This is a genomic window from Paenirhizobium cremeum, assembly GCF_047553425.1.
Lineage (GTDB): Bacteria > Pseudomonadota > Alphaproteobacteria > Rhizobiales > Rhizobiaceae > Allorhizobium > Allorhizobium cremeum.
The window spans coordinates 4,073,869-4,086,711 of sequence record NZ_CP180217.1 but is presented as its reverse complement, the minus strand read 5'-3'; the positions used below and the strand labels follow the sequence as shown (position 1 = coordinate 4,086,711).

At 62.9% G+C, this 12,843-nt stretch carries 12 protein-coding genes; 9 read left to right on the top strand and 3 right to left on the bottom strand.

What is annotated here, in order from left to right; translation table 11 throughout:
- The first annotated feature begins 1 nt into the window (after position 1).
- Both ACLBKR_RS19705 and pheT read left to right on the top strand, forming a co-directional pair.
- A complete protein-coding gene (locus tag ACLBKR_RS19705; RefSeq protein ID WP_113447031.1) occupies positions 2 to 631 on the top strand; it encodes a 3'-5' exoribonuclease domain-containing protein in 630 nt (209 codons plus the stop codon).
- The gene (gene pheT / locus ACLBKR_RS19700) at positions 628 to 3,051 is read left to right on the top strand and encodes a phenylalanine--tRNA ligase subunit beta (RefSeq protein WP_113447032.1); all 2,424 of its coding nucleotides are present in this window, start codon (positions 628 to 630) and stop codon (positions 3,049 to 3,051) included. The genes ACLBKR_RS19705 and pheT overlap by 4 nt, the downstream gene beginning before the upstream one ends.
- Before the next feature lie 88 nt (positions 3,052 to 3,139).
- Here the strand turns inward: pheT and ACLBKR_RS19695 are convergent, their stop codons facing one another.
- Entirely contained in the window at positions 3,140 to 3,868 is a 729-nt protein-coding gene (locus ACLBKR_RS19695; RefSeq protein ID WP_414900089.1) for a GntR family transcriptional regulator, read from the bottom strand.
- A 244-nt stretch (positions 3,869 to 4,112) separates the two neighbouring features.
- On the opposite strand from ACLBKR_RS19695, the gene ACLBKR_RS19690 reads away from it, so the two are divergent.
- The 6 genes from ACLBKR_RS19690 (at position 4,113) to ACLBKR_RS19665 (ending at position 10,060) form a co-directional block, all read left to right on the top strand.
- Positions 4,113 to 5,201 carry an ABC transporter ATP-binding protein gene (locus ACLBKR_RS19690; RefSeq protein ID WP_113338479.1) on the top strand — a complete coding sequence of 363 codons (1,089 nt, stop codon included), beginning with the start codon at positions 4,113 to 4,115 and terminating at the stop codon, positions 5,199 to 5,201.
- 49 nt (positions 5,202 to 5,250) lie between these two features.
- On the top strand, positions 5,251 to 6,543 hold the full coding sequence (locus ACLBKR_RS19685) for an ABC transporter substrate-binding protein (RefSeq protein ID WP_112827568.1): 1,293 nt from the start codon (positions 5,251 to 5,253) through the stop codon (positions 6,541 to 6,543).
- 194 nt (positions 6,544 to 6,737) lie between these two features.
- A complete protein-coding gene (locus ACLBKR_RS19680; RefSeq protein WP_112827567.1) occupies positions 6,738 to 7,643 on the top strand; it encodes an ABC transporter permease in 906 nt (301 codons plus the stop codon).
- Position 7,644: 1 nt separating this feature from the next.
- Entirely contained in the window at positions 7,645 to 8,463 is an 819-nt protein-coding gene (locus tag ACLBKR_RS19675; RefSeq protein WP_112827566.1) for an ABC transporter permease, read from the top strand.
- Positions 8,463 to 9,209 carry an aspartate/glutamate racemase family protein gene (locus ACLBKR_RS19670; RefSeq protein WP_414900085.1) on the top strand — a complete coding sequence of 249 codons (747 nt, stop codon included), beginning with the start codon at positions 8,463 to 8,465 and terminating at the stop codon, positions 9,207 to 9,209. Before ACLBKR_RS19675 ends, ACLBKR_RS19670 begins: the two co-directional genes overlap by 1 nt.
- Entirely contained in the window at positions 9,206 to 10,060 is an 855-nt protein-coding gene (locus tag ACLBKR_RS19665; protein WP_414900083.1) for a GNAT family N-acetyltransferase, read from the top strand. Before ACLBKR_RS19670 ends, ACLBKR_RS19665 begins: the two co-directional genes overlap by 4 nt.
- A gap of 289 nt (positions 10,061 to 10,349) precedes the next feature.
- On the opposite strand, the gene ACLBKR_RS19660 is transcribed toward ACLBKR_RS19665, so the two are convergent.
- Positions 10,350 to 11,345, bottom strand: a complete 996-nt coding sequence (locus tag ACLBKR_RS19660) for an aldo/keto reductase (protein WP_414900081.1) — start codon at positions 11,343 to 11,345, stop codon at positions 10,350 to 10,352.
- Between the two features lie 149 nt (positions 11,346 to 11,494).
- On the opposite strand from ACLBKR_RS19660, the gene ACLBKR_RS19655 reads away from it, so the two are divergent.
- Positions 11,495 to 12,385 carry a LysR substrate-binding domain-containing protein gene (locus tag ACLBKR_RS19655; RefSeq protein WP_414900079.1) on the top strand — a complete coding sequence of 297 codons (891 nt, stop codon included), beginning with the start codon at positions 11,495 to 11,497 and terminating at the stop codon, positions 12,383 to 12,385.
- Positions 12,386 to 12,394: 9 nt separating this feature from the next.
- Here ACLBKR_RS19655 and ACLBKR_RS19650 read toward each other — a convergent pair whose 3' ends face one another.
- Positions 12,395 to 12,841 (bottom strand): GNAT family N-acetyltransferase, encoded by a 447-nt coding sequence (locus ACLBKR_RS19650; RefSeq protein WP_113447038.1) that lies wholly within the window; start codon positions 12,839 to 12,841, stop codon positions 12,395 to 12,397.
- Between the last annotated feature and the right edge of the window lie 2 nt (positions 12,842 to 12,843).

The following is a 12,843-nucleotide window of genomic DNA, read 5'->3' as shown; positions in this document are numbered from 1 at the left end:
GATGAGCCAGACACCGACATACTATTTCGTGACCGACATCGAGACGAATGGGCCGGATCCCATGCACCATTCGATGCTGAGCTTTGCCACCGTCGTCCTGCGTTCCGATGGCGCGCTGTGCGGCGAGTTCGAAGCCGTGCTCCAGCCTCGTCCCGATCGTCAGACGGATGATCGGACCATGGGCTGGTGGAAGACGCAGCCGGAGGCATGGATGGCAGCGACGGCCGATCCGGAAGACCCGGCAATCGTCATGAAGCGTTTCGTCGACTGGATCGAAAACTTCGGCGGACAGCGGGCCTTTGCGGCAAGACCGGTGATGTTCGACGGCTTGTGGATCGACCACTACCTGAAAACATTCGCCGATCGCTTCCTGCTGGATGCCGCGATCTGGGGCCATTGCGTCTTCAATCGCGCGCCGCTCGACATCGGCACCTACCTGCTCGGCGTCTTCGGCAAGACGGAACCGTCGGCAGGCCCAACTGAATTCCCTGCCGAGTGGCTCGGACATCATCCGCACACTCACCGGGCTATCGACGATGCGCGCGGATACGCGTCGCTTCTTTCAAAACTATTCGAGGTGGCTCGGGAGCTGCCGGCAAACCCGCTCGATTTTACAAGGGTGCAAAAATGAAATTCACACTCTCCTGGCTCAAGGATCATCTGGAAACCGACGCCACGCTCGACGAGATCTGCGAGCGCCTGACTGCAATCGGCCTCGAAGTCGAGGATGTCGATGACAAGGCGGCCTACAAGCCCTTCGTCATCGCCAAGGTTCTCTCCGCCGAGAAGCATCCGGAAGCAGACCGGCTGAAGGTTCTGTCGGTCGATGCCGGGGACGGCAAGCCGGTGCAGATCGTCTGCGGCGCGCCGAATGCCCGCGCCGGTCTCGTCGGTGCTTTGGCGCGTCCCGGAACCTATGTTCCCGGCATCGACGTTACGCTTTCAGTCGGCAAGATCCGCGGCGTCGAAAGCCATGGCATGATGTGCTCCGAAAAGGAGCTCAACATTTCCGACAATCATGACGGCATCATCGACCTGCCCGAGGATGCCCCGGTCGGCACCTCGTTCGCGTCTTACGCCGGCCTTGACGATCCGGTCATCGAGATCAACCTGACGCCGAACCGCCCGGACTGCACCTCTGTCTTCGGTATTGCCCGCGACCTCGCCGCTTCCGGCCTCGGCACGCTGAAGCAGCCGAAGGTGCCCGACTTCAAGGTCGAGGGCGAGACGCCGCATGAGGTGAAGATCGTGCTGGACGACGAGCGTCTCTGCCCCGGCTTTGCCTATCGCCTCGTGCGCGGCGTGAAGAACGGCCCGAGCCCGAAATGGATGCAGCAGCGGCTGCTTGCCATCGGCCTGCGCCCGATCTCCGCGCTGGTCGACGTCACCAACTACATGACCTTCGACCAGGGCCGTCCGATGCACGTCTTCGACGCCGACAAGGTCAAGGGCACGCTCACCGTGCGCCGCGCGCAGGAGGGCGAGGAAATCCTCGCTCTCGACACCCGCACCTACAAGCTCAATCCTTCGAACGTCATCATCTCCGACGACAACGGTCCGGAATCGATCGGCGGCATCATGGGCGGCGAACATTCCGGCTGCGACGAGAACACCGTCAACGTGCTGATCGAGTCGGCGCTCTGGGACCCGATCAACATCGCCAAGACCGGCCGCTCGCAGGGCATCATTACCGATGCCCGCTACCGCTTCGAGCGCGGCGTCGATCCGGAATACATGGTGCCCGGCCTCGAACGCACCACCGAACTGGTGCTCTCGATGTGCGGCGGCACGGCGGCGGCCACCAAGGTCACCGGTTACAAGGGCCATGTCCGCAAGATCGTCGACTTCCCGTTCTCGGAAGTGAAGCGCCTCACCGGCCTCACCGTCTCCAACCAGGAAGCCCGCACGATCCTCACCGGCCTCGGCTTCGAGGTGATCGGCGAAGGCGAACAGGTCAAGGTTTCGGTGCCGTCCTGGCGTCCGGATGTCGACGGCAAGGCCGATCTGGTGGAAGAAGTCATGCGCGTGCATGGCGTCGACAACATCAAGCCCGAGCCGCTGGCACCGACCGGCTCCGTCAATGGCCGCATCCTGACGACGCTGCAGATCCGCACCCGCACCGCCAAGCGCACGCTTGCCGCACGCGGCATGCTGGAAGCCGTCACATGGTCCTTCATCTCCGAGGAACAGGCAAAGCTCTTCGGCGGCGGCAGCGCCGCGCTCAAGCTCGCCAACCCGATCGCCGCAGACATGTCGGACATGCGGCCTTCGCTGCTGCCCGGCCTGCTTGTCGCCGCCCAGCGCAATGCCGACCGAGGCTTCGGTGACGTCGCGATCTTCGAAGTTTCGGGCACGTACGAGAACGATACGCCGGAAGGGCAGCGCCGCGTCGCCGGCGGTATCCGCCGCGGTACGGCCTCGCTTGCCGGCGCCGGCCGCATGTGGTCGAACGCCGCCAAGGGCGGTGGAAAGCCGGTCGACGTCTATGACGCTAAGGCCGATGCGCTCGCCGTGCTGGAAGCCTGCGGCCTGCCGATGGGCAATGTGCAGATCGAGGTCGGCGCTCCGGCATGGTACCATCCGGGCCGTTCCGGCACGATCAAGGCCGGCCCGAAGGTGATCCTCGGTTACTTCGGCGAGTTCCACCCGAAGACGCTCGAAGCGCTCGATGTCTCCGGCGCGCTTTGCGGCTTCGAGGTGTTCGTCGATGCCCTTCCGGAACCGAAGAAGAAGGCGACCCGCACCAAGCCGGCGCTCGATCTCTCGCCGTTCCAGATGGTCAAGCGCGACTTCGCCTTCGTGGTCGACGAGACCATCGAGGCCGGCGCGATCATCAAGGCCGCCGGCAGTGCCGACCGCAAGCTGATTACCGCCGTCAACGTCTTCGACGTGTTCGAGGGCGCCTCCGTCGGCGAGGGCAGGAAGTCGGTCGCCATCGAGGTTCTGATACAGCCGGTCGACAAGACGCTCACCGACGATGATTTCGAAGCCCTGACGAAGAAGATTGTCGGCAACGTCGAAAAGACCACCGGCGGCAGCCTTCGGGCTTAAGGCTCATAGGATCCAGACAAAAATGGCCCGCCGGGACATCAGCGGGCCTTTTTTGTTTCAGACCTTAAAAGCGGACCCGGATTCCGGCTCACAAATTGAGCGCGTCCTTCAGCGTCAGCGCCTCGCCGACGCGGAGGTCGAGGTCGGCCTCGATATGGGCGATGTGGTGGAGCATGCATTCGGTGGCGCGGGCGACGTCCTTCTTCTCCAGAGCGTCGAGGATCTCGCCATGCTCGTCGTGGCCGCAGCTCGAAACGCCGGTGCGGCCATAAAGCGCGATTACCAGCGAGGAGCGGGCGACGAGTTCGTCCATGAACTTTTCGAGAATGGCATTGCCGGCAACCCTGGCCAGCATCAGGTGAAAATCACCCGACGCCTTGATCTCGGCGCGCCGGGCGCTCGCCCCACGCTCGCTGCGGAAGCGTTCTTCTTCCTTCAACTGTTCGCGAAAGGCGGCGATATCGGCCACGGTGATCCGCTCGGCGGCGGCCGCGACGATACCGGGCTCGATCAGCCGGCGCGAGGCGAAGACCTGCATGGCCTCTTCCGGGGAAGGATTGGAAACGAAGGCGCCGCGATTGCGTTCGGTGCGCACCAGCCCCTCGAAAGCCAGCATCTGCAGCGCATAACGCACCACGGTGCGGCTGACATCGAACAGCGTGCCGACTTCTGCTTCTGAAAGCTTGGTGCCGGGCGCCAGACGCCGGTCGACGATGGCGTCACGCAACTGATCGCGGATGGCGCGTGCGCGATCCTCCTGGTTGGGATCGATCAGGCTCTGGGTTCCCGGGGCGGGCGACATGTCTTCTTTGCGCATGCTGCCTTTTTAGCGTCAATGCGATGCAATGGGAACAGAAAGCTGCATCTGATCTGCAAAATGATTGTCGACAATATATCCTAATGATCGAACGCAATCGCATCTTTTTTATGCATACAGCAACGGAATGCGCTCAAGGTTCCGGCATAGTTGCGCCACACACCTTAGAATCAGGGCGGAGGAGTGGCAAAACGCGAACTGGCACGGCTCATGCATCTGGATTTCCCATGCAGAGGGGTAAATCATGACGAGAGCCGCAGAGATCGATATTGCCGCCGTCTCCAAGGTATACGGAACGACCACCGCAGTGCATGCGATCAGCCTGAAGATACCGGCGGGCACCTATTGCTGCCTGCTCGGTCCCTCGGGCTGTGGCAAGACGTCGACGCTTAGGATGATCGCCGGGCATGAAAGCGTTTCGAGCGGCGATATCCTGCTCGGCAATAACAATGTCACCGACTTGCCGCCGGCAAAGCGCGGCACGGCGATGATGTTCCAGTCCTATGCGCTGTTCCCGCATCTCGACCTCGTCGACAACGTCGCCTTCAGCCTGAAGATGAAAGGTGTGGAGAAGGAAGCCCGCCGGCGCGAGGCGCTGGAAATGCTGAAGCTGATGCAGCTCGAACCCTACGCCAACCGCCGGCCGGCGCAGCTTTCAGGCGGCCAGCAGCAGCGCGTGGCGCTTGCCCGCGCGCTTATTACCAAGCCGGAGGCGCTGCTTCTCGATGAACCGCTTTCGGCGCTCGACCCTTTTCTCAAGATCCGCATGCGCGCGGAACTGAAAAAGCTGCAGACGACACTCGGCATCAGCTTCATCCACGTCACTCACAGCCAGGAGGAAGCCATGGCGCTTGCCGACCTGATCGTGGTGATGAACGAGGGCCGCATCGAACAGGCCGCCCATCCGCGCACGGTCTTCGAGCGCCCGGCCACGGCCTTCGTTGCCCGTTTCATGGGCGATCACAACGTCATTTCGGGCAAGATTGCCGCATCTGGCGAAGATGGCCCGGTGATCGAGGTCATCGGCGGCGGGCGCTTTGTCGCCCAGGGTCCTGCGCAGGAAACCGGCGCACCCGCCGACATCGCCGTGCGCACGGATCGGGTGCGCATCGGCCGGGAGTTTGCAGAAGGCCTCGGCTTCACCGGGATCGTCTCGAATATCGAATATCGCGGCTCGTCCGTGAAGCTTTCCCTCTCCGGCGCCGGGATCGAAGACTTCACGGCCATCGTCAGCGACGCGGACTTCTTCGCAAGCCCCGTCAAGGTGGGCGATGCCGTGCCGCTTTCCTGGCCGGCGGAAGACGCCATCGTGCTCGGCCGTCTGCAGCACTGACCGGATAAGCCAAACACAACCAACCAAAACCTCAGAGGAGAACTGGGCCATGACTGAGAAGACCAAGACCGAAACCGGCGGAATGACCCGCCGCAATCTCCTGAAGACCGGCGCGGCTGCCGCCGGTCTTGCCGCCGGCTCCGGCGCCATAACCGGCTTCCCAACCATCTGGGCGCAGTCGAACATCACGCTGCGCCAGTTCGGCACCGGCGTCTCGAACATCAACGCCATCGCCGAGCAGTGCAAGAAGGACCTCGGCATCACGCTCGAAATGACGGCAACGGATTCGGACGCCGCCGCCCAGCGCGCCGTCACCCAGCCGAACTCCTACGACATCGCCGATATCGAATACTGGATTCTCAAGAAGGTCTATCCGACCGGCGTGATCCAGCCGATGGAAACCAAGAAGCTGAAGTATTACGACAAGGTCGTGCCGCTGTTCAAGAACGGCAAGCTGCTGCCTGACAGCGTGATCGCCCAGGGTACGGCGCCGCATACGGTCGGCTATGTCGAAAAGCCCGGCGACAAGACCTTCGCCAAGGCCGAAACCGAATACTTCACCATGATGCCGACGATCTACAACGCCGACACGCTGGGCATCCGCCCGGATCTCGTCGGTCGCGAGATCACCACCTGGGCCGACATCATGGACCCAGCCTTCAAGGGCAAGACATCGATCCTCAACATCCCCTCCATCGGCATCATGGACGCCGCCATGATTATGGAAGCCATGGGCAACATCAAGTATGCCGACAAGGGTAACATGACCAAAGAAGAGATCGACAAGACGATCGACTTCCTCATCAAGGCGAAGCAGGACGGCCAGTTCCGCGCCTTCTGGAAGTCCTTCGACGAATCGGTCAACCTGATGGCCTCGGGCGAAGTCGTGATCCAGTCCATGTGGTCGCCGGCCGTTGCCGCCGTCCGCTCCAAGGGCATCGCCTGCAAGTACCAGCCACTCAAGGAAGGCTACCGTTCGTGGGGCGGCGGTCTGGGCCTTGCTTCGCACCTCAAGGGCGCACAGCTCGACGCCGCCTATGAATACATCAACTGGTACACCTCCGGCTGGGTCGGCGGCTACCTCAACCGTCAAGGCTACTACTCGGCCTGCATGGAAACGGCCAAGAATTTCATGACCGCCGACGAATGGGGCTACTGGATCGAGGGCAAGGCCGCCCAGGGCGATATCCTCTCGCCGGAAGGCAAGGTCATGGAAAAGGCCGGCGCCATCCGCGACGGCGGCTCCTTCGAGGAACGCATGGGCAAGGTCGCCTGCTGGAACTCGGTCATGGACGAAGACCGCTACATGGTCCGCCGCTGGAACGAGTTCATCGCAGCGTAAGGGGTAATCCCTCCCCACCCCCCAACAGGGGGAGGGGTTTCCGGTGCATCCCGTCACCTGGAGTGGCGGATGCAAGGTCACAAAACGGTGTCTCCCCCCTTGTTGGGGGAGATGGCCGGCAGGCCAGAGGAGGGTCCAAAGCGGAACCTTCGTTGGGGCATGCAGACAATCGAGCCAACACGGAGAGACAGACGATGAACACAGTGCGCTTTATCGGCGTCGGCGAGGAGAAGCCGAAACGCGAGATCCGCCTGCCTGCCTGGCTCCCCGCCTATCTACAGGCAGCACCCCTGGCGCTGATCCTCGGCTGTTTCCTGCTCCTGCCGATCCTGATGATCGGCATCGTCAGTTTCTGGGATTACGACTTCGCCCAGATGTATCCCGATTTCGTCACCTTCAACTACGCCGAAACGCTCGGCTCGTGGGTGACATGGAAGACCTACCTGAACACGCTGAAATTCGCCTTCCTCGTTTGGGCGATCACGCTCTTTATCGGCTTCTGGGTCGCCTATTTCCTCGCGTTCCACATCCGCACCACCACCATGCAGATGGTGCTGTTCCTCGTTTGCACCGTGCCGTTCCTGACGTCCAACATCATCCGCATGATCTCCTGGATCCCGGTGCTCGGCCGCAACGGGCTTGTCAACAGCGCCCTCCTGGGCACCGGCATCGTCTCCGAGCCCGTCGAGTGGCTGCTCTATTCCGATTTCGCGGTGGTGCTCGCCATGGTTCATCTCTATACGCTGTTCATGGTGACGCCGATCTTCAATACCATGATGCGCATCGACCGCGCGCTGGTGGAAGCCGCTCGCGACGCCGGCGCTTCCGGTCGGCAGATCCTCACCAATGTCATTATTCCCCTGTCCAAGCCCGGCATGGCGATCGGCACGATCTTCGTGGTGACGCTGGTCATGGCCGATTTCTCCACCGTTCAGGTGATGTCCGGCGGCCAGAGCGCTTCCGTTGCGCTGATGATGAAGAACCAGATGTCGCTGCTGCAATATCCGGCAGCAGCCGCCAATGCGGTGATCCTGCTGGTTCTGGTTCTCCTGATGGTCGCCGCCATCCTGCGCGTCGTCGATATCCGCAAGGAACTCTGAGATGAATTCCGAAAAACGCTCCCGCGAATTCTATATCCTCGCCGCTTTCTTTGCGCTTTTCGTGCTGTTCCTCTACGGTCCTCTCTCGGCGATCCTGATCCTGTCCTTCCAGGGTGAGAATGGCGGCCTCACCTTTCCGCTGAACGGGATCTCGGTGCACTGGTTCGGCAACCTCTTCGAACAGCAGGCGGTCGGCGATTTCGGCGGCTCCTTCCGCCGCTCGCTGGCGCTCGGCCTCATGGTGATGGTCGTTACCGTCGTCGTCTCGCTGCTGGCGGGGCTCGCCTTCCGCCGCAAGTTCATCGGCGCCACCGCGCTGTTCTATCTCTCGGTCGCAAGCCTCGTCGTGCCCTCCATCATCATCTCCCTCGGCATCGGCGTCGTCTTCAGCCAGGCGGGGCTTCAGCCCGCATGGTATTCGTCGGCATTTGGCGCGCACCTCACCTGGACACTGCCCTTCGGCGTGCTAATCATGTTCGCCATCTTCAACCGCTTCTCGCCGTCCTATGAGGAGGCCGCCCGCGACCTCGGCGCCACCGCATGGCAGACCTTCCGCCATGTGGTCCTGCCGATGATCGCGCCGAGCCTGATCGGCGTTGGCCTGTTCGGCTTCACCCTTTCCTATGACGAGTTCGCCCGCACGCTGATGACATCAGGCACCTACAATACCCTGCCGCTCGAGATCTACGGCATGACCACCAACGTCACGACGCCAGTGCTCTACGCGCTCGGCACAGTCACCACCGTCTTCTCCTTCCTGGTGATTGCCGGCACGCTCGGCCTGATCGTCGCCATGAACCGCAGAAGGGCGCGCGGCTGATGCGCATCCTGGTCATCAATCCCAATACCACCCGCAGCATGACGGCGACGATTGCCGACGCCGCCCACCGCGTGGCCAATCCCGGCACGGAGATCGTCGCGGTCACCTCCTCCATGGGACCGGTTTCCATCGAAGGCTATTATGACGAGGCCTTCGCCGTTCCCGGCCTGCTGGTCGAGATCGCCCGGGCGGAAAAGGCCGGGGCATCGGCTGCGATCATCGCCTGCTTCGACGATACCGGCCTCGACGCCGCCCGGGCGCTTGCCCATATGCCCGTCATCGGCATCTGCGAGGCAGCCCTTGCCGCCACCTCCTTCATCGCCCAGCGCTTCTCCATCGTCACCACCATGGAGCGTTCGCGCCTGCCGCTCGAACATCTGGTCCATCGCTATGGCATGAGCGGCCGCGCCAAGGTGCGCGCCGCCGATATCCCGGTGCTATCGCTCGAAGACCCGCAATCGAATGCGCGCGATCGGCTGCGCAACGAGATCGCAGTCGCGCTGCGCGAGGACAAGGCGGAAGCCATCGTGCTCGGCTGCGCCGGCATGGCGGATCTCACAGCCGAACTCAGGCGCGAATTCGGCGTCCCGGTGATCGACGGCGTTGCCGCCGCCGTGAAGCAGGCCGAAGCGCTGGTGGCGCTCGGACTTTCGACAGCCAAGCGCGGCGCCTATGCCTCGCCGATCAACAAGACCTATACCGGCGCGCTCGAAGCCTTCGCCCCGGCGGCCATGGTCAGGCTATGAGCGCGCCGGGAACGGAGATCCGGCCTCTTTCGCCGGCAGATGTCGAAACGCTGATCGGCTGGGCCGGGGACGAAGGCTGGAACCCCGGACTTGCCGATGCAAACGCCTTCCGCGCCGCCGATCCGCAGGGCTTCCTGGGCTGCTTCGTGGATGGCGTGCTTGCCGCGGGCATTTCGGCGGTCGCCTACGGCACGGATTTCGGTTTCATCGGCCTCTACATCTGCCATCCGGATTATCGCGGCAAGGGCTATGGCCGGCAGGTCTGGGATGCCGGAATGGCCCATCTCGACGGGCGGACCATCGGTCTCGACGGCGTTCCCGAGCAACAGGCCAATTATGCCAGCATGGGCTTTATGCCGATCTACCAGACCTTCCGCTGGAGCGGCCGCGTGACGTCGCCATCGGAACCTTCCACATCGCCCATCGGGGTACGCGCGGCAACGCCCGACCTTCTGCCGGCCATCAGAGCCTTCGACAGCCGGTTCTTTCCGGCCGAGCGCGGCAGCTTCCTCACTGAGTGGCTTTCCGCCCCACACCAAACCTTGGTTGCAACCACCGCCGCCGGCATAGCCGGCTATGCGGTTTTGCGGCGCTGCCTTGTCGGCTACAAGCTCGGCCCGCTCTTCGCCGTCGACGACGATGCGGCCAACGCCTTGTTCGATGCGTGCCTGCAATGCATCGGCGGCGAAGAGCTGCAGATCGATGTGCCGGAGGCGCAGGAGGCGTTTTCCAACCGGCTCGTCCGGCTCGGTTTTACTCGCGGCTTTGCCACGCGACGCATGTATCGCGGGCCGGCGCCGACAGTGGACCAGTCCGGCGTCTACGGCATCACGACGCTGGAACTTGGCTAGAGCTACCCCAACTTCAGGGAGCAATCCCGGCAAGGACGCGAGCTGTCTTGGATTCCGAAGCTATTCGCTTGTGGTTCACCCCCCTCTGCCCTGCCGGGCATCTCCCCCTCAAGGGGGGAGATCGGATAGTCGCCGTCTCTCGCTCCCTCTCTAGCGAAAACACTTTCGACATGTGGGGGAGAAAATTGGGGAGGTAGAAAGGTCAGCCGTTCTGCCGATCTCCCCCGTTGAGGGGGAGATGCCCGGCAGGGCAGAGGGGTGTAACCCAAGAACGTCGCCGCTTCGGCTCTCAGAGGTTCGTCATCGCCAGCGAGGCGTCGCTATAGCGCTTGCCGGCCACCTTGTCGGGCGAGAGCGCCGATGACAGGCGGGTAAGCTCCTTGGCCGAAAGCGCGATGTCGGCAGCCGCCGCGTTCTGTTCCAGATGCGGGATCTTGCGCGCACCGGGGATCGGCACGATGTCCTTGCCCTGATGCAGCACCCAGGCGAGCGCAAGCTGCGCGGCGGTCACACCCTTTTCCCCGGCCATCGCGGTCAGGAGATCGATTAGCGCCTCGTTGGCGGCAAGGTTTTCCGCCTGGAACCGGGGGAGCTGCGAGCGGAAATCATCGGCTCCGATGTCCTCCGGCTTGCGGATCGCTCCCGTCAGCATGCCGCGTCCGAGCGGGCTGTAGGGCACGAAGCCGATGCCGAGTTCGCGGCAGGTGGCAAGCACGCCGTTCTCCTCCGGATCGCGGCTGAACAGCGAGTATTCGCTCTGCACGGCGGCGATCGGATGAACGGCATGGGCGCGGCGGATGGTGGCGGCACTCGCTTCGGAAAGCCCGAGCGCCCGGACCTTGCCCTCCGTCACCAGTTCGGCCATTGCGCCTACGGTGTCCTCGATCGGCACGGAGGGGTCGACGCGGTGCTGGTAATAGAGATCGATGACATCGGTGCCGAGCCGCCTCAGCGAAGCCTCGGCCACGGCCTTCACATGTTCGGGGCGGCTGTCGACGCCGACGATGTTCTGTCCATGCGGCTTGCTGTCGTCGATCTTGAAGCCGAATTTGGTGGCGATCACCACCTTGCCGCGCACAGCCTTGAGTTCCCGGCCCACGAGGATTTCGTTGACATAGGGGCCGTACATCTCGGCGGTATCGAACAAGGTAACGCCGAGTTCGACGGCGCGATGCAAAGTGGCGACGGCCTGTTTCTCGTCGGTCGCGCCATAGGCGTAGCTCATGCCCATGCAGCCGAGGCCGATGGCGGAAACGGAAAGACTACCGAGCTTGCGGGTTTCCATGAAAGGCTCCTTTGATCGAGCTTTGTTTATCTTGATATCCGTAAATTACGGCCGGGAGGCGGCCTCAAGCGGACAAAGGCAAGGTAAGCCCTGATCGCCGCTCTGATAATTGCTGCAAAGGCGCTCAGTTTGTTCTATCAGATAGAACAATGAACCGGATCCAACTTTCCCAGCTCGCAGTTTTCGCCTCCGTCGCCGAGCATCGCAGCTTCCGTAAGGCGGCCGACGAGCTGGCAATTGCGCCTTCGGCCGTCAGCCATGCCGTCGCCTCGCTGGAGGCAAGCCTCAGCATCCGGCTTCTGGCACGCACCACCCGCAGCGTCGCGCCAACCGAGGAGGGCCGCAGACTGCTCGACAGCCTGGCTCCAGCGCTTCACGATATCGATGGTGCTATCGCGGCCCTTGCCGACAGCCGCGCCGCACCGGCCGGCCTCCTGAAGATCACCATGCCACGTCCGGCAGCCGAATATCTGATCGCGCCGCGTCTTGGCGATTTCCTTGCGCGTTATCCCGATATCACCGTCGAACTTGTAACCGACGACATCTTCGAGGACATCGTCGTGCAGGGATACGATGCCGGAATACGGCTTGGCGAAAGCCTCGAGGCCGACATGATCGCGGTGCGCGCCTGCGGTCCCTTGCGCGGCGCGGTCGTGGCGACGCCGGGCTATTTCGCCAATCATCCGAAGCCCGCCCATCCGCGCGATCTGGCCGATCATCGCTGCATCCGCCGACGCTTTTCCAGCGGCCGCCTCTATCGCTGGGAATTCGAGAACGACGGCCGTCCGCTCACGGTTTCCGTCGATGGCCCGCTGATCCTGCCGGATGACAAGCTCATCCTTTCGGCCTGTCTCGACGGCGCTGGGCTCGCCTATCTGTTCGATGCCCGCATCCACGAGGAGCTTCAAAGCGGGCAGCTGGTCAGGGTGCTGGAAGACTGGTGCCCACCCTTCGAAGGCTTTTACATCTATTATCCATCGCGCCGGCAGATGCGGCCGGCGCTCAGAGCCTTCATCGATTTCTTCCGGCATACGGACTGACAACAGACGTCAGTCGAGTGTCAGCCGATAGCGCACGTGCCCGTCTTCACGGGCGTAGGTGTCATAGAGCTTTCGCGCCTGTTCATTGTCGCGGTCGGTGTGCCAGTAGAGGCGGGACCAGCCCTTCTCCCGCGAAATCCCGATCAGGTCGTCGATCAGCGCCCGGCCAATACCATGGCCGCGAAACCGCTCGTCGAGATAGAGATCTTCCAGATAGCAGTCCGGCGTCTTCACCCAGGTCGAATGATGGTAGTGATGGATGGCGAAGCCGGCGAGTTCCCCGTCTACGACCGCCACCCGCATGGCAACGCGGGACTGCGGATCGAGGATACGGGACCAGGTGCTCGCGACGACATCCTCGCCGAGCGTCACCTTGTAAAAGGCGAGATAGCCGGCCCAGAGGCGGCGCCACGCCGCCTCGTCTTCCGGCCGCACGTCACGGATCTCAAACGACATAG